This is a genomic window from Nostoc sp. (genome assembly GCF_036919615.1).
In the GTDB taxonomy this organism is placed as follows: Bacteria; Cyanobacteriota; Cyanobacteriia; order Cyanobacteriales; family Nostocaceae; genus Nostoc.
On sequence record NZ_JBALCN010000031.1, the window covers coordinates 15,287 to 32,830 of the forward strand.

Sequence of the window (17,544 nt, forward strand, 5' to 3'; positions counted from 1 at the left end):
AGTTGATATTACACCAACACTGGCGTATTCGCACGCTTAACTTGAGGTGTTGCAATCATCCGCATTCCTGCGGGTGCAGCTATAGTTAACCCACGGCGCACAGGACGCACAGAATGCTTGTTCACCAGCGATACTTGAAATTCCGACAAAACAGTTGCTAAGACGATTTTCATTTCATACTGGGCAAATGCCATCCCAATACAGCGACGATTACCGCCACCAAAAGGCAAATATTCATATAGTGAATATTGTCTTTCTAAAAAGCGTTCTGGTTTGAACTGCTTGGATTGTGGGTAAACTTCTTCCCGATGGTGCGCTAAATAAATACTGGGGACTATTGCCGTTCCCTCTCGCAGTTCGTAACCCATAATTTTAATTGGGATTTTCACAATCCGCACGAAAGCAGTCATGGCAATTGGGTAAATTCGCAAAGTTTCTTGGCACACTGCTGTCAAATAGGGCAATTTAGCTATATTACTCAAATCGGGGTTAACTCCAATGGTGTTGAGTTCTTGTAGCAACTTCTCACGCACCTCTGGTAAATAGTCAATCCAGTAAAAAGCCCATGTCAATGCGGAAGCGGTAGTTTCATGTCCTGCAACTAGCAGCGTCATTAACTCATCGTGTAATTCTTCATCTGACATCCCTTGACCATCGTCGTAACGAGCAGCCATCATCAAACTCAGGATATCTTGACGATTTTGATTAGATTCAGCCCGACGTTCCCGAAGCAAAGCATAAATAAGTTGATCAATTTTTTGCCGTTGTTGCAGAATCCAACCCCACGGACTCCATGCACCGAAATCTTTTTGGATGAAGCTGAAAAAGAAAGCGCTGGACATTACGGGCGAACTGATGAAGTCTAGTAAATCACTTAGCGATCGCCTCAGTTCCTCAAAAAGCTGTCCTTCACTTAAACCAAATACAACCCGCAAAATAACACGCAAGGTGATTTCTTGCATCGACTCACGGATATTAAAAGACTTGCCAATTTGCCATTCATGACTCACCTGTCGGGTTATTTTACAGATATCTTGACCATAAGCCCGCATCCTTTCGCCATGAAAAGCAGGAACTAATAATTGCCGTTGACGCTGGTGGCGATCGCCATCTGATAACATAAAGGAGCGATCGCCAAGTAAAAATTTTAGTCCTATGTTCCCCCGCCCAACTTCAAAATAGCTGGAATCAGCAGTAAAAATCTGCTCAAGTGCTTGGGGTTGACTAAAGTACACAAGATGGTTATCCCCGCGACTACTCCTGATCGTGAAAGTGTCACCATAGATTTTGGCAAAATCGTCCACATATTTCAGTGGCTGACTAATAAACTTGATCATCCTTAGCCAGCGCGGCATTTGAGGACCATCAGGCAAATTGTAAGTTGCTATCATAGAATTTTGTGGAGTTGATGGCTTCTGAATTTTATTGTTACGAGTTTTCATGTTATTTGGGGATACATAAAGCGGTATATTCTTGTAAGGCAGTCTCAATGAAAAAATTTCATCACCAGGGACTGAGAAGTAGGAACTAGGGACTAAAGACTAAGAACTAGGAACTAAGAACTAGGGACTAGAGACCAGGGGGACAATAAGGAGAATAGTAACTCCCAACTCCTGTACAGACGCGATTAATCGCGTTTCTACTCCTAACTACTGTACAGACGCGATTAATCGCGTTTCTACTCCTAACTCAGCACTCAGCACTCAAGAGGCAGAATCGGAAGCAAGCAGTGCCAAAAATCATCGCTATTCTCAACGGTAAAGGAGGAGTTGGTAAAACGACTACCGCAGTCAATCTGGCTGCAAACTTTGCGAAGAAAAAAAAGGTGTTGCTGATTGACGCAGATATTCAAGGTTCTGCCAGTTGGTGGTTTGGGCGCAGTCAGCAAGGAATGGGATTTGATTTATCTCAAGAAACCGATCCTACACTTTTAGGTGATTTAGGAAAGATAACAGGGTACGATTTAGTAGTGGTGGATACGCCTCCCGCGCTGCGCTCTGAAGCATTAGTAGCAGTAGTTGCGATCGCAGATTATCTAGTTTTGCCTACACCCCCAGCCGCAATGGATTTAGCCATCCTCGTGGAAACAGTCAAGGAAGCCGTCATCCCCTTGGGAACCCCCCATCGGGTATTGCTCACCAAAGTTGATACGCGCAGTATCGGGGAAGCACTAGAAGCGAAAAGCACTCTGACTCGGCTAGGTATTCCTGCTTTTAATACCTTCATCCGTGCCTATAAAGCTCATGAACGAGCGGCACTTGAAGGTGTAGCAATTACTCAATGGCGAGGAGGAAACGCACGGGAGGCGGAGTTAGACTATCGCCGCGCAGCTGATGAACTACAGCGTGATTGGAGAAAATAATGGTTAAGAAACAAAGTCTCTCTGACTTATTACAAGAAGAGGCACAAAAATTTACACCCCTAGAAGGTGAATCTGCGATCGAAGTTACAGCAGAAAAAATTGCTGAAGAACAGGCTTCGTCTGATGAGGAATCCTCAGCACAGACTGCTGAGTCAGCTTCTATTAAGCGCACAAGTCCCACTAAGGCTGATTTAGAATCAACTGTCAAAGAGTTGACAAGTAATTTGGAAAAAAGCCACGAAAATGAAGCATCTCTTGGGCAGGAAATTGCTGATTTGCAATCAAAATTATCTAAACAAAAAACATTAGCATCTGAACACAAATTATTAGTACAACAGGTAACAAAAGAACTTGACGAAACCAAAAAAACAGCACTGCAACTTGCAGAAGCAAATTCCCTTTTGATAGAAGAAATTAATGCTTTAAAACAAACAGCAGAAGATAATTCTAAACTTGTTGTCAAAGAAACTAGTGCGATAAAACCAGTAAAAGAACACTACAATCCATATAACTACAAAAAATCACATCGGCCATCGGAAAGACTAGCTCCAAATCAACCAGGTGAGTATGCTGATAGTGTTGTCAAAGAAACTAGTGCGATAAAACCAGTAAAAGACCACTACAATCCACTTACTTACAAAAAATCACATCGGTCATCGGAAACACTAGCTCAAAATCAACCTCAAAATCAACCAAATGAGTATCCTGATAGTTCTAATGAGATGTGGTTACTTGACTAGAGTCAGTTAATCTTTGCTCCCCCAACCCTACAAGGGTTGGGGAGTTAGGTTTTTGATTGCTGAATTGATGCTCTAGATAACAAACTGCTTTAAACGAGTTAACCTGAATAAATAAATTGATAAAACAGTAAAAAATACAACAAAAATCCTTCAATCATAAAGATTTTACTCAAAGAAATTCCAAAAATTCCTGTATTTATGGCTACTTGATAATGTTTAACTAGCTGGAAGAATAAGTATTGCCAGTATTTATGTTATGAAAATAAACCAAGAGAGTATTGAGATAATTCTTGTACTAAGAAATTTTCTTTCATTTTCTTTAAAGAATAAAAATAACAGAAAATAGTTATTGCTCCACAAATAATCGCAATTCTTCCATAGATACTTGAGTAATAGCCATATGTACGTAAATAAATGTCATGAAATGAAAAAAGTATAAATCCTATCAAGTAGTAAAATTTAAAATTTAATAATTTATTAGGAAAGTTAACTAAGTAAAAAGCTATGGGAATATAAATAACAAAATCTATTAGCCTAATGATCAGGAATACTGAAATTTAGTAAGCAACTGGCTTCAAAATAAAATAAACAAAATAATACTATAATACAAGATATAATTCTTCTGAAAGAATGTGATTTGATGATTTGATATAAAAAGGCCAAAATTGTCAAGCAAATTAGATTAAATAGAAAATAGAAAACTGAATCGCCAACAATTGGTAAGCTTGGTTCTAAGCCTGTAATGAGTTGCCATGAGAAATTAGGAATTTCTCTCGTAGCTATAATAAACGTAAAATCAATCGCCGTCGCCCCCCCCATCGAAGCGCCCACCAAAATTACAGGTTGGTTAATTAGGCTTTTCCAGAAATAATAAAGATGGGTTTTAATCGCAGTTGGGCTATAAGAAGCAATTCCTGAGAGTCTGTCTGTAAACCCAAAACCCAACAAATCCACTGCCCAAGTTTCATTATCTCCAGAGAGTAGTGGCAAAAGCCGGCGAAATTCTAATACGGAACTGTCAAAGCCGTGAATTAATAAAATAGGAGTTCCACCACTCCCTTGCTTGACATAGGTAGTGGCAACTGGTTGATTAGTTAAAGGAGTAGCGATGTCTGACGACAAGCCACTTCTCTACGAGAGGCTACGCCAACGCGTCTACGCAGTTGTTTGAATGCTCTGAGCTAGTGCGATCGAGGCAGATTCTGTCAGTTGCCCAACTGCTGTAGGAAGAAAATTCGGAAACATAAATTTCAGTTTATCGTACTAGCTTGCTTCCAGGCATCGCTGATTTTATTAAACAACAAAATTACACAAACTAACATGCTGAGGTATTACTTATAATATATAAAACATAGACCAGTGGCTATCAAAACATTCTAACTCCCAACTCCTAACCGGAGGCGGAGCGTCTTCGGCTTTGCTCCTAACTCCTCACTTCCCACTCCCGCAGAATTCTTGGTATCAAAGAAAGTTTTCTAAAATGTTAAAATTTGGACTAAAGCCACGTACAATTAAAATCGCCTATCCCTTAATCCAGGAGCTAATGCCATGCCAATGGCGGTTGGCGTAATTGAAACTTTAGGTTTTCCTAGTGTCTTAGCAGCGGCAGACGCAATGGTTAAAGCTGGCGAAGTCACAATTGTGTACTATGGTCAAGCTGAAAGCGCTCGTTTGTTAGTCGCCATCCGGGGACACGTTGCTGAGGTAAAAAGAGCTATAGAAGCCGGAATCGCAGCTGGAGAGCAAGTCAAGGTTGGTGCAGTAATTACCCACTACATCGTTCCTAATCCTCCGAAAAATGTCGAAACCATATTACCAATCCATTTTACTGAAGAATCAGAACCTTTCCGCATGTTCTAAGCAATTTTGCTATCAAAATCTGTAGCGAAGCTTCGGACAATTAACTTGTAGCCCCCATATCGTTTATTCATACAGGAGATTAATAATGTCATTACAGGCAGTTGGAGCACTTGAAACTAAAGGTTTTCCTGCGGTGCTAGCAGCAGCAGATGCTATGCTAAAAGCTGGTCGAGTCACCCTCGTTGGTTATATCAGAGTAGGTAGTGCTCGCTTTACAGTTAATATTCGTGGCGATGTTTCTGAAGTAAAGACAGCTATGGCTGCTGGTATTGAAGCTGCGGAAAATGTTTTTGGCGGTACACTGGAATCCTGGGTGATTATTGCTCGTCCCCATGAAAACGTTGAAGCTGTTCTACCAATTGCCTACACAGAACAAGTCCAACAGTATCGAGAATCTGTAGAAAGTCCCATTGGTAGATCATCGAACGGTCGATAGAGTCAACCCCCTGCGGGGGAACTCAAAACGAAGAATCCCCATAAATTAATTTAAAAAGAAGTCTTTTGTAAGGCTTCTGAACATTAAAGCTTTTGAGGGTTGCATTCTTTCTGTTTTTAGGTTTTGGATAAGTTAAATTTTGAAGCAGACGGAAAGTAACAGTCAAAGTCAATAGTCAAAATCAATATTGACTGTTGACTATTCATTTTTAGGAATGTAAAAGTTTTAGGAAGAACTTGCCAATGTTATAAGGCGTAGTTGTGGGTGAAGCTAGTTTAAAAAGGATAAATTTGCTTATCAATTCCTACTATCCAGAATAGCGTAGGCGTAGCCATGTGGCATACTAGGGCTGATTCCACGTTATAGCGATAGTATTTATCCAAGAATTTATTTAAGGTTTTATATAACAACTTACTAAACATCCTCTTAACCGTTAATTTAAGTATATATACTTAATATATAAAAAATATTACAAAATTTAATTTAATAGGATTTAGTTCAGGACTTACGCACTATACAAATACACAGTACTATGCCTGAGCGCTACTTGTAGGGTTAAAAAGTTTTCACTCGCTGCTATTTCCAAAGTTGGAAATGTAGTTTCCGCTCATGACGATGTTTCCTTAGCTGACTTGGATTTATTCTTCTAGTTGTAAGGCAAACAGGAAATATCGCACTCACAGAAGCATCTAAGAAACAAGGTCACACCTTATTTACAGAATTATCTTTCTGTCAATGCGTAAGTCCTATAGTTAAGGCTTGATCCTCCCTAACCTTCCTTAAAAAGGAGGGAGTTAAGCCCATTTTAAGAGGAGCCAGCGCGGTCTTGTCCCCATGAGCTACTGGCGTGGGTTGGGGGGATCATTCCGGGGCCAAATATCACCAACACTGAGCGTATTGAGATTTAACTAAGTATTTTACTACGTAGGGGATTGTAGAGGGTTGAAACTTATACGGGTGAAATAACGTCTGATATTAAGTTAAATTAGATTCGTTCCTCGGCTCGGTTACAAAATGTCAGATTTCCTCAACCCATCTCCTGTATAGGCAGATTTCTGTTCTCAGTTAGATAACATAACTTTACAAACAGTTTAATTTAACAAAATTGACCCAAACGCATAATAGACAAGGGTTTGGGGCATTTTTAAATTGAAAGCAAAACATCAATGTAGAAATTTCTGCATAATTTTAGTCAATTAAGACGTAATAAAAGTGGGATCACTAAGCTATTTTCATGAGACTCATGAAATCCGGGGCAGCTGCCAGTTAAACAATTAGGTGGGATGAATGGGGGTTGTGATGCAAGCTTCAAAATTGAGTTTCGAGGAACGCAATCTCGCTATGACAAAGGATGTGGAACAACTAGCTCAAGATTGGCGAAAGCGCTTGGTTGCAGAATGTCCAGACCAAAATGAAGCTGCTAGGCAAAGTATTATTCTCTGGTTATTTGGATCTGACTCAAAACGGTTTGATCTGTTTAACCCTAAGGAACTCGATATTGCCAAGCAAGCGATGGAATATCGCTGGAGAATTTTACGTCAACGCTACTTGGGGCTAGGGCGAGAACGTGCTTATCGCAACTTGATAACGCGATTGGGGAGTTTAGTAACATTACGGAATAAGATTCAGACTTGGGTTTCCCTCAGCCGCGATCGCCAGCGCAGCGTCATAGATGTGTTGCAAGAAGTACTCCAAGAACTATTGCAAAGCGATAGCTACATGCAGCAGCAAATGGCTGATATTGCCAAATATACAACCGATCGACGATTGGGGGATGCTCTGCTATTTGCCAGTGTAGAAGAATATTGTCTGCGGCCAGTACGCAATCAACCCCTATTAGCTTACCGATTTGTAAATTACTTGCGTCGCACTCAGCGCGGTGGCTTAACCCAAGTGCCAGGCCGTGACTTGATTAGACTGGTGTCAGAAGAAGTTCTCACAGACGACAGTGAGAATCGAGTTAACTTAGTGGATAGTCAGGCGATCGCAGAATATCAAGAAGCACAACAGCTAGAGGAACAACAAGTGCTGCGTCAGTCAGTACAAAAAGAATTTGAAAATTATTTACAAGAAAATCTGGGGGCAGATGCAGTGGAGTGGCTACGACTGTATTTGCAAGGTAAGTCCCAGGAAGAGATCGCCCATAGATTAAATAAGCACACTAAGGAAGTATACCGTCTGCGAGAAAAGATTAGTTACCACGCCGTGCGCGTCTTTGCCCTCAAAGGTAAACCAGAACTCGTAGACAGTTGGCTTTCAATTTCCTTAGAAGAACATAACTTGGGATTAACACAAAATCAATGGCAGCAACTTGATGAAAAATTGACTCCTCTGGGGCGGCAGATCCTAGATTTACGAAGAGCAGGTAACTCAATAGAAGCAATAGCCAAACACTTAAAACTCAAAACCCATCAAGTGCTAGGCGAATGGACAAAAGTCTATCTTGCAGCCCAAGCTTTAAGAACCCAGGAGTAGGCTGTGAGACATCTAGTTGATCAATTCAGGCGGTGGGAGACAAAGGAGAAAATTGCCTCCTTGTCCTCGTCAAAACTCAGTATTATCCCCTATGCACAATCTAAAATTCATCTTCTACTTACGTCTACTTATATATAGATAGTTGAATTTTTAACAATACAACAAAGTATCTTTATTAACTACCTACTAATTTAGAGGCAAAATACTATATAAGTAAATACCAACTAATCAAATCTATGTTGTCTTCAGAGGGTGAATTAAATGATACCGCAGCAAATGGACAGCAAATGCTAACTGTCACTCAAATGAAGTGGGTGGAAGGAGGAGATCGCGAGCAAATATTCCACCTGATTGATAGTCTTTTGTCCTTTGAAGCTTGCCTCTACCACCAAATTTTGCCTTTTGGATTAGAAGACAAAAACCTTTTGCTAGGTATGGTTCATCCACAAGAGGGTGAGGCACTAGATTACGTTGGTCGCATTTTGTCTTGTATCAATTGCACAATGGTGATTGAGGCGATCGCAGCCGATGCTCACCGCAGAATATTGTCAGCCTATCTCAACCATAAGAATACATCTCAGCTAGATGCAAAACTTGTGCATCAGCCAACAGCAGACTCTCCTGCAACAAATAGCCCAGCTACCATTGGTGACACACCTACTCCCTCCCTAGATGCCGACTCAGAATCAAATCAGCAACCAATATTGATGGTGTTTCAGACACAAAAGCGTCAACATTCTGGGCAGCGGGTAGACTTGCCTCCTATCCCAGAGCTAGACCAATCATCTCAAACTAAGACGTTCTTGACCCCTATTTCCAGAGGTCAAGAGGGCGAAACTTCCGAAGCAGCACCACCGAATAATTTACCTATTTTGTTTACGCAGGTTCCTGAACTATTTAGTCCAATTCAGGTGTTACCAACACTACCACCCAAGAAATTACTGGAAGAATTACTAGGGCGAATCCTAGCTGGGGGAATTGGTCGGCTGTATTTAGAAAGACAAGCTTACGAAGGTAGGATACTGTGGAGTGACAATGGAGTCTTGCAGTCTGTATTAGATCAACTGCCGCTCTCTGTTTTCCAAGGAGTACTGAATGAATTAAAGCGGTTTGCTTCCCTGCCTGTCACCACGGTTGCAGAACCAAAACAGGTAGAGAAGGAATACGTATATCAAAAAAATCGCTTATTATTACGCTTGCGAGTCATGCCGGGAATCTACGGCGAAGAGGCAACACTCCAAGTGTTGCGAGGAGCAGCATTAAAGTTCTATCAACAACAACAGTTGACGCGTCTGGGCCGTGATGCCTTAGGAATTTCTCAGCAACTAAGCTTCAAGTTACATGAACTACAAGAACGGCTTTTACTCAATCCCAGCCTTGATTCTCAGCAATCAGAGGCAATGGTAGCCCTGAATCAACTAGTGAAAAATTTAGACCAACAGATCAAAATACTGGCACTGAATAGCAATCCACAAACAAACAGCAAATCATCGGTCTGTCAGTGAAACCGCTGATTTCGATCGCATACATAATTGTTATGTTGTAATGGAACTCTAGACCGATCAACCTTAGAGGTTCATCTCAAATAAATACAAATTTTGCGATCGTATTCTGCGTAAGATTACGGTTTAAACAAACTTATAGTAGCAAAGATAGTTTTCTGTTCTTGAATCCATTTGTTGCAAATATTTCATGCTAACTGAGGTTTTTAGTGAACTTTTCCCCTTAATGAGTACAGCCAATCCACAGACTTTGGAATGGCTGCTCAACGTTGCAATTGAACATGAATACCCATCTGGGCGGGCTGTTGTGATGGAAGATGCCTGGGGTAACGCCGTTTACTTCGTGGTTTCTGGTTGGGTCAAAGTCCGGCGTACCGTCGGCGAAGATTCAGTAGCTCTGGCAATTTTTGGTCATGGCGATTTTTTTGGAGAAATGGCAATTTTGGATGAATCTCCACGCTCAACTGATGTCATTGCCCTTTCACCCGTGAAGTTGCTTAGTATCTCCAGAGAGCGTTTTATTCAAATATTGTTTAAAGACCCGCAGTTACATCACCGGATGTTGCAACTGATGGTGCGACGATTGAGACAAATTAACCAGCGCTTACAAATGCGGTCTTCACCACCAGCAGTCAAACTCGCCCATACCCTAGTGACTTTAGGCGAAAGTTATGGTCAGGAATCAGACTTAGGAAGAGAAATTTTTAACGTTCCCTTTAAAGATTTAGCAGAGGTAACAGAAATCGGCGTTGAAGAAACCACCAAAATCATGGAAAAGCTCCATGAAAAAGGGTGGATTAAGATTGATAGCGCCAACAACATCACTTATCTTGTGAACTTTAAACAGTTGATGAACTTGGCTGGCAAAGTGTGATTGCTAGCAGTTCTTAATTGAATGCACTACATTTTTTTTGTGGAATGGAGAAAAGTCTGTAGCAAGATCCTATAGGGTGGCCAGCATCAAGCTAGGGTCAATCAATTTTGGATAATGGAATTGACAATTTTGGATTGACACTTCGGCAACTTTTAGAGACGCTCTTGGGTTCGCTCAATGCTGACTGCAACCACAAGGGTATGGGGCAAGCCGAATAATAAAACTGAGAATTTTCGGATTTGTTCCGCCCACGAAAGCGTTGCAGGACACAATACGCTTGGGTTAAGGTTAAAACTCTTTATCAAAGTAAATTTTTTTAACGTAGACGCATTCGCGGAGCGTCTGTCTGCGACACGCTGCGCGAACGTAGAGAAGCGGCTTCCCGCAGGGTACCGCAGAGGCGCCGAGAACACAGAGAGAATGAAAAAATGCTTAACTGAACTGTATTGTTGCGGGACGTACTCCTACGGGGAAGCAAGCTACGTGTTAGCGTCTCCAAGAGTTGTCCGGGGCGGGGCATGAACCAAAAAATCTTTTATCTAAAATCTTTTATCTAAAATTCGTAGTCAAGTACAACCCTCACCCCTGCACGATTATCATTTTCAACGAGCCTTGAATAAGACGATTTTGGGTATTTTAACTGATTGACAAAATGCGCTTTATTTTAACCTCTCATAGATGACCTTGAAAGGGCTAGTTCTGTTTAAAACACTCCCAAGCGCAAGCAACATCTGGACTGAAATGGAGCTTGCGCTAATCAAAATCTAGTCAAGTACTTCTGCTACAGAACCTGCAACAGTTGTTTAATTTTGGTATCTTGGCGTTCTTTGAATTTTTCTGGAAAAATTAACTCGATCGCAATCTTGCCATTTACCTCTTCTTCTACTACATAAATTTCGGCAACGAATCGGTTAGATGAGACATTATCCCCATCCTCATTCAACAGTAAACCAACTAATGGTTTAACAGTTCGCATCGTGTGCAAATCCTGTTGCCCTAGCATTTTGTGAGAAGACACGGCTTTTTTATCTTCTATTTCCAAGCGCAAACCTGTTGTTCCTAGTTCTGTAGCTACTCCAAAAAAGAAGTTACCATCCCAGTAGAGTTGGCTATTGCTATTTACCTGCTTGCGTACCTTTTTACGGCTAGTTTGTTTGATGTCACGCAAGGCCCGAGTCAAACTCGTAGCGAGGAATCCAAGGGAAGCTATGGGTCGGTCAACATATTGCCCCTTTTGAGAATACCACTCCTGCACATCAGAATACAAAACTAGAGTTAAAGCATCGCGTTGGGCTTTGTTGAGCTTCACAAAATCAACTGCTAAAAGCGTTTCTGTATCATTAATAGGGGAGACTCGAACAATTTGTGCCGTTAGGGAAGCGCTAGCAGTATAATCTCCCATCACCTCAACTTCCACTTCATCCAGTAAATTGGGCCAGGTTTCCAAGGAAATTAATGCCCCAGTTTCCGAGATATTCACCGTTTTGCCCATGATTGTTTGACTGTTACTGGTAATTAAGATGGGGAGACGACGCTGTAAACGGTGGGCAGAACGTACTTGCGGTTGTTCAAAGCCAACCAACAAAGCAGCTATCAGTAAAACCAGGTTAAAAATAGACCACATGGTGTTAACTAAGACTGCTTGCCAATCTTCAGGACGTAGCAGCAGCCAATAGGGAACAGCCAGCAAGGAAGAGACTACAAGTCCTGTTACCACTAAAAGACCACGCATCGATTCCCAATCAAAGGTGCGTTTGGTTATAGACGTTCCTTTGTCGGTAACGTTAAATGAACCCAGCTTGGGATTAAACAGTGCTAACATGGTCACCCATCCAGCCTGGAAAGCCATCGCAAATTCAAAAATTTCGTTCCAGAAGGAGAACCGGACGTTTTTGTAAATGATGTAGTTAGTAAAAAGCGAAAGAAGAATATGGGGTAGGGCATAGGCTAGAGTTTCTAAACCCAAACCTTGGACAGAGTTAATGCCAAATAATAAAAATAGCGGGGGAGCGATCGCATATATTAGACGGGGATAGCCATACAAAAAGTGTGAAGTTGCACTGAAATAACAAATCCTCTGGGCAACTGTCAGGTTCAGCTTCGGATTAAAAACGGGGTTTTCCAATCGCAGAATCTGCGCCATCCCCCTTGCCCAGCGCACTTGTTGCCCTACATAAGAAGAAAACGTTTCTGGTGCTAAACCAGCCACCATAATTTTGTCGTAGTAGACAGATTTGTAACCCAGCGAATGCAATCGCAAGGCAGTGTGGCAATCTTCCGTCACTGTTTCCACCGCAATTCCCCCAACTTCTAAAGCGTGGGATTTGCGGATTAATGCTGCAGAACCGCAGAAAAAGGCGGCATTCCAAAAATCGTTACCTTTTTGCAGTACCTTATAAAACAGTTCATTACCTGCGGGTATTCTACCTTTGGTGATCAAATTACGCTCGAAGGGGTCGGGGTTATAGAACCAGTGGGGAGTTTGGACAAACGATACTTTGGGATCGAAGAAAAAACCCATTGTATGTAGGAGAATTTGCCGTGATGGGATGTGGTCGCAGTCCAAAATCAACACTAAATCGCCGCCAGTTTTGTAAAAGGCAGCATTAATGTTACCCGCCTTAGCGTGGTCGTTATTGTCCCGTGTCATGTGTATACAGCCGAGTTCTTGGCATATTTGCCGTAGCTGTTCCCGTCTGGCGCTAAACTGTTCTCGACGTGGGTCGTTCTCTTTATACTTTTCAGGACGACCATCATCAAGGACATAAACCTGTTTTTTATTAGGAGCATAATCACAGGCCAAGGCTGCCACGGCAGTCTTACGAACAATCTCCACGTCTTCGTTGTAAGTGGGAATATAAATATCAATTTTATACCATTCTTCAACAGGAATGGTTGTGAGATTAACTGGTTGGCGTTCTTGAATTTTCAGGGTTTGAAAGTACGCCAGTACTAAGGTGAGGATGGCATAAAGTTCAGCCGCGAACAATAATAGGCAAGCGATGCTGTTGAGCCAACCATCAAAGTTAAGGGTATAGCTAGTGCGGTAATATAAATAACGCAGTGTTGTTACCATACTCAGCCATAGCAGAAACAGGTGATAATACTGGCTGATTTCTGAAGAGTCCTCTTGAAACTCTGCGTGTATGACCAGTTGACCAAGTAGCACAAGAAACACTGCTACCAATCCCTGTTGCCAAACTTCTATTGGGGTAATAATCAGTGGCACTGAGAGCAACAATAGCAGCAGGATAAACCATTTAAAGTGTTTCACACCCACCCTTTGGAGAGTGCGGTCAAAAAATCGGGGGGTAATATCAATCAGCCAACTGCTCAATTTGAAGCGCTGGCGATCGCGTGATTTCTGAGGCGATGTATCTGGGGAAGACATTTTGGATCTAAATTTTGAAATTTTAAATTGGCGATACGTAACCGAAAGTGTCTATTTTTTGTCAGCAGTTAGCCGCTTGAGATACAACTGAACAATGCCGTAAAGAATTAGAGAGACACTCAAAATGCCTACAGGTAGCAATAGCCAATTTTCTTGTAAAAAGCGTGATGCCTTACTGAGGAGACTGGTATTTTCCCAACGACGAGTGTTCGGGGCGCTTTGGAAAAACTGTAGTTGATAGGCATCAGCATCGTAGGAAACTGGGTCTTTTTGATCGCTACTAATTAGCACCGTATCTTTTTTGAGTTGGAAGAACCACGGATCTTGATTGAGGACTTGTCGTACTCGCTCTAAACCAGTTTCAGTTTGAGATGTTAAAGCCAGAACGACGCGATCGCTGTTCCAAGGAGAGATAATTTGCTTAATCATGCCTTGTGTGTCCTGTGGAGTCTGAACCACAGCATAGGCAGAAGAGCGGGAAAATGCCTGACTCAAGTTAAAACCACTGGAATTAAACACTTCCGGAAAAGGAAACTCTTCTCGCGTTCCAATTCCTACCAAATGGTCATTTTTACGGACTTTTGTCGGCAAGGCATCCGACGTGTAAACTTCTAGTTTGACGGCATCTGCCTGACTGAGCCTTCCTAAGCGTTCGCTAAAAGCTAACAAGGTTAAAACATCTGTCTTCGAGGGTATTTGTGGCACTACAATCGCCGTCTGGGACAAATCCTGTGGTGCCGCAAAGGGAAAACCGAATTTCAGCAGGTTCAAGTCTGGTAGTTGTGTAGAGATTTCCCGCTTCAGGTCGAAGCTAGTATCAGAATGCACCGTCCCTGTAAGTTGTTGATCTGGTGCCTGAAGACAGTTCTGTTTGTCAAACGGTTCTCTAGGATTCATCCGGAAAAAAACTTGCAGTTTCGAGTTAGGTTTGACCAAGTTTTCCGGCAAATTGACTTTGAGGTTTTTGTGAGTTTCTCCCGACTCAGAATCAAGACGGGCCCCACCAATGAAAACTCCATCCAGTAAAACTTCGAGCGCAGAAGTTCTAGGATTAACCTGCGGCCCATAGCTGTAAACCAGATTCATCGAACTACCCCGAACAAACCGATCATCTGGTAAAGCGCGAAAATCAACTTCAACTGGTGGTGCTCCCATTCCCCGTACAGTCACATCACTAAACGGCTCACCATTTACCTGGGTTTTGATGTCACCCAGTTTAAAAGAATTTTGCTCTGGCAAATAACGAGGCCACTGGCGGAGTCCTGGTGTCAAACTTTCTTTGAGGGTATTGACAAAAACTACCTGACCAGTCCCCATTTTCCGCAAGTCTGGCTGTGATAAAAATTGGGTTGCTTTTTCCACAGCTTTTGTGCTGTTGCCAGTGGCAATTAAAACTGGAACCCCGCTCTTTTCAGTTTTAGTGATCATTAACACCCCTGTTTCATCTGGTACAGGGTTGTTATCACGATCAATAATTTGATTACTGATGATTTTCAGGGGCAAATTCTTCCAAGTATTTAGAGATGGTTGCTCATTTGGAGTCCCAATGATTACCAAGCGATCGTTTGGCTTCACACTTGCAACATCAGACATCAAGCTCGTCTGAATCGGGCGAAAATCTGCGATTCTCCCCAATGCCGCTTGTAAGCGAGCTGCTGCTGTTAACCAGGATTGATTAACTTGACTCGGTTGCAAGTAAGCAATTTGGTTAGTTTCTAAGCCGAGTTCGTCAAAGAAAGGATAAGGATAGCGGCTGAAATTCAGGGGAGTCGGCTGCCGTTCATAGTTCAAGATTAATTTGGAATCTGGCAGAATCTCTGTCCACAAGTCGGGGCTACTAGGGTCGCTACATTCGAGGGTGTTATTCTGCTGTGCCACCAATATGAGTTCGTTATAGTCTTGAATCAGCTTTGGTGGGATATTGAACAGTACTTGACCTACTTGGGACTCTTTGCGGTTGAGTGGTACGCTCCCGACACTGGTGCCATTGACTAGCACAGTCAGGTTAGAGCGATTGGCATACAGTGCTGGTGAGTGTTGAAAACGGATTAAAGCTTGTACCTTACCCCGATTTAGTTTCCAGCCACGAGGACGAGTAAAGGCAAGACGACCTTCTGAGTAAACCCCGCGCAAGCGCATCCGGTTGCCCACAATCGGACTACGATTAAATTCTAAAATGTAAATTGCCAGGTTCTTGGCAGTAGGAGCTTTTAAGTCTGCTTTACTACTATTTTCTGATGTCGTTGCTTGAGCTAATAAAGTTACTTGCTGTTGCAGATCGCCTTTAGTTTGAGCTTGAGCGCTGAATAATGAACTAGGAAACAAAAAAAAGCACGAACTAACAATAATTGCTTTTTTACTAATTTGGGAAAGATGAAACAACTGCTTCATGGGAGATCGTGATTCTAGTGTTAATTTACTCAAAGGTTTCACGTAAAAACCACAACTAATTAGTTGCTTTTAAAACTTAAAAATCATCCCATCAGATTTTTTAAACGAAATCAACCAGAGTCAGTCTGCTGGGAATAAAGGGTATTTAGGAAGCCCATGCTCTAACTCAGTGTCAGGGAATGTCATTTAAGCAGTCGCTGGGGAATTGTCTTTGGAGGTAGCAATCCTAACCAAGCCAAATTCTGGGTATAATAAGCAGATTGGTCTCCCCAAATTCCCTGCTTGTATTCAGGCAGTATTTTTTTCACAAGCAGTTCTTGAGCTATTCCTGGTTCCACCAACTGCATGGCGGCATACAACATAGCGTATTGGGATGTAGCTTCGTAATCCACTAATGCTTTCCCTTGGAGATCAATGCGTGCTGGTAGACTCGATTGTTTACTCCACAGTTTTTGCAGGTGCTGAGTGGATGTCGCTAGATAGCGTTGCGCTTGGGGTGAGTTGAACCAGGCAGCATCCAACGACAAACGCCACCAGACTCGATAGGCATCAAAGCCATACAAACTATTCAGAGTACTAGATGCTGGGAGGATTTGGCATTGTCCTGTTTTGGTATTTAGAGCTACCCAGTCACTGGGTAAACCCACGCTAGAAAGCTTTGCGGAATTTTCTAGCACTTGATAGCTGCTGTCTACCAAACTCAACCAATCATGTTGGGGGTCAACTTGTGCAAAGATCCGAAAAGCATAAGGAGCAAAATAAGAGGGATTCAGGTAAAAGGTAGATGCATTCGGGACAAATGCAGCCACAGGCCCTGGTAACAGGTAGCGCTTACCTTGTGGTTCTGAGATCGTGGACAGGTTCCATAAATCTTGCAGTTTAAGTTTTGCCAGTTCCAAGTATTCGGGTCGATGCCAACGCCGTGATGCCAAAATTAGGGCAGTAATCGCATCTATATCTCCATCACTGGCAAAGTTAGTGTCGATGATACCCCAGTTACCATCTTTCTTTCGTCCCCATTTCCAAGCCCACAAACTATCTGTGCCTTTACCACCCGCTTGGCGCTGGAGGTTATTTTCCGACCAGTTTAAAGTCCGGGCAAAAGTTGCCGGATCATTAATAAGTACTGCTCGTAGCAAAGCATAGGCTTGACCTTCACTAGTTGAGCGATCGCTTGCTTGGTAATCAATCACCCGTCCGTCTGACTGAATAAATCTTTGGCGGTAGTTATCCCAGCTTTGAGCTAGTAATTCCCGGTTGGGGGTGGATTCAGGAAGATCAGCTAACAATCCAGTCAGATTTTGACTACTACCTTCAGTGGGGACGTTTGCTACCGGAGTTCGATCATCCGGTGTTTTGGGTTTTGCTGCCCAGTAACTAGAGACACAGGCAGATAAACCAATCAGGCTGGCAATAGTTGCCACTCTTGGGAAGTGCCACATCCTAAGAACAGTTTGATTTGTAAAATATTAGCCGATGGGGAGAGTGTGAGAGTACCATTTTCCTGCCCTTA

Annotated in this window: 10 protein-coding genes and 2 pseudogenes; 7 read left to right on the top strand and 5 right to left on the bottom strand. The window is 42.3% G+C overall.

Annotated features, from left to right (window positions below):
• Nucleotides 1-8: 8 nt before the first annotated feature.
• Nucleotides 9-1,391 (bottom strand): cytochrome P450, encoded by a 1,383-nt coding sequence (locus tag V7K48_RS10160; protein ID WP_335072003.1) that lies wholly within the window; start codon nt 1,389-1,391, stop codon nt 9-11.
• Between the two features lie 338 nt (nt 1,392-1,729).
• Between V7K48_RS10160 and V7K48_RS10165 the strand changes: the two genes are divergently transcribed.
• Nucleotides 1,730-2,362, top strand: coding sequence for a ParA family protein (locus tag V7K48_RS10165; RefSeq protein ID WP_335072005.1), 633 nt, complete (start codon nt 1,730-1,732; stop codon nt 2,360-2,362).
• Nucleotides 2,362-3,102, top strand: coding sequence for a hypothetical protein (locus tag V7K48_RS10170; RefSeq protein ID WP_335072007.1), 741 nt, complete (start codon nt 2,362-2,364; stop codon nt 3,100-3,102). Before V7K48_RS10165 ends, V7K48_RS10170 begins: the two co-directional genes overlap by 1 nt.
• 789 nt (nt 3,103-3,891) lie before the next feature.
• Here V7K48_RS10170 and V7K48_RS10175 read toward each other — a convergent pair.
• Nucleotides 3,892-4,347: pseudogene (locus tag V7K48_RS10175) on the bottom strand (alpha/beta fold hydrolase); the annotation flags it as partial.
• A gap of 303 nt (nt 4,348-4,650) precedes the next feature.
• Between V7K48_RS10175 and V7K48_RS10180 the strand changes: the two are divergent.
• The 5 genes and pseudogenes from V7K48_RS10180 (at nt 4,651) to V7K48_RS10200 (ending at nt 10,249) form a co-directional block, all read left to right on the top strand.
• Nucleotides 4,651-4,962 carry a carbon dioxide-concentrating mechanism protein CcmK gene (locus V7K48_RS10180; protein ID WP_335072009.1) on the top strand — a complete coding sequence of 104 codons (312 nt, stop codon included), beginning with the start codon at nt 4,651-4,653 and terminating at the stop codon, nt 4,960-4,962.
• Nucleotides 4,963-5,047: 85 nt separating this feature from the next.
• A complete protein-coding gene (locus tag V7K48_RS10185) occupies nt 5,048-5,398 on the top strand; it encodes a carbon dioxide-concentrating mechanism protein CcmK (RefSeq protein ID WP_335072011.1) in 351 nt (116 codons plus the stop codon).
• A 1,287-nt stretch (nt 5,399-6,685) separates the two neighbouring features.
• Nucleotides 6,686-7,873, top strand: coding sequence for a HetZ-related protein 2 (locus tag V7K48_RS10190; RefSeq protein WP_335072013.1), 1,188 nt, complete (start codon nt 6,686-6,688; stop codon nt 7,871-7,873).
• A 944-nt stretch (nt 7,874-8,817) separates the two neighbouring features.
• Nucleotides 8,818-9,378: pseudogene (locus V7K48_RS34985) on the top strand (pilus assembly protein PilB); the annotation flags it as partial.
• 187 nt (nt 9,379-9,565) lie between these two features.
• Entirely contained in the window at nt 9,566-10,249 is a 684-nt protein-coding gene (locus tag V7K48_RS10200; RefSeq protein ID WP_335072017.1) for a Crp/Fnr family transcriptional regulator, read from the top strand.
• A 781-nt stretch (nt 10,250-11,030) separates the two neighbouring features.
• Here V7K48_RS10200 and bcsA read toward each other — a convergent pair.
• From bcsA to V7K48_RS10215, 3 genes are all read right to left on the bottom strand, one after another.
• Nucleotides 11,031-13,640 carry a UDP-forming cellulose synthase catalytic subunit gene (bcsA, locus tag V7K48_RS10205; protein WP_335072019.1) on the bottom strand — a complete coding sequence of 870 codons (2,610 nt, stop codon included), beginning with the start codon at nt 13,638-13,640 and terminating at the stop codon, nt 11,031-11,033.
• 51 nt (nt 13,641-13,691) lie between these two features.
• Nucleotides 13,692-16,031, bottom strand: coding sequence for a cellulose biosynthesis cyclic di-GMP-binding regulatory protein BcsB (locus V7K48_RS10210; protein ID WP_335072021.1), 2,340 nt, complete (start codon nt 16,029-16,031; stop codon nt 13,692-13,694).
• A gap of 182 nt (nt 16,032-16,213) precedes the next feature.
• Nucleotides 16,214-17,473 carry a glycosyl hydrolase family 8 gene (locus tag V7K48_RS10215; RefSeq protein ID WP_335072023.1) on the bottom strand — a complete coding sequence of 420 codons (1,260 nt, stop codon included), beginning with the start codon at nt 17,471-17,473 and terminating at the stop codon, nt 16,214-16,216.
• Nucleotides 17,474-17,544: the final 71 nt, after the last annotated feature.

What these genes read in the sequence shown, in the direction of transcription:
- bcsA (WP_335072019.1), bottom strand. Translation starts at nt 13,640, where the DNA reads ATGTCTTCCCCAGATACATCGCCTCAGAAATCACGCGATCGCCAGCGC.
- V7K48_RS10170 (WP_335072007.1), top strand. Translation starts at nt 2,362, where the DNA reads ATGGTTAAGAAACAAAGTCTCTCTGACTTATTACAAGAAGAGGCACAA.
- V7K48_RS10190 (WP_335072013.1), top strand. Translation starts at nt 6,686, where the DNA reads ATGGGGGTTGTGATGCAAGCTTCAAAATTGAGTTTCGAGGAACGCAAT.
- V7K48_RS10160 (WP_335072003.1), bottom strand. Translation starts at nt 1,391, where the DNA reads ATGATAGCAACTTACAATTTGCCTGATGGTCCTCAAATGCCGCGCTGG.
- V7K48_RS10185 (WP_335072011.1), top strand. Translation starts at nt 5,048, where the DNA reads ATGTCATTACAGGCAGTTGGAGCACTTGAAACTAAAGGTTTTCCTGCG.
- V7K48_RS10210 (WP_335072021.1), bottom strand. Translation starts at nt 16,031, where the DNA reads ATGAAGCAGTTGTTTCATCTTTCCCAAATTAGTAAAAAAGCAATTATT.
- V7K48_RS10180 (WP_335072009.1), top strand. Translation starts at nt 4,651, where the DNA reads ATGCCAATGGCGGTTGGCGTAATTGAAACTTTAGGTTTTCCTAGTGTC.
- V7K48_RS10215 (WP_335072023.1), bottom strand. Translation starts at nt 17,473, where the DNA reads ATGTGGCACTTCCCAAGAGTGGCAACTATTGCCAGCCTGATTGGTTTA.
- V7K48_RS10200 (WP_335072017.1), top strand. Translation starts at nt 9,566, where the DNA reads ATGCTAACTGAGGTTTTTAGTGAACTTTTCCCCTTAATGAGTACAGCC.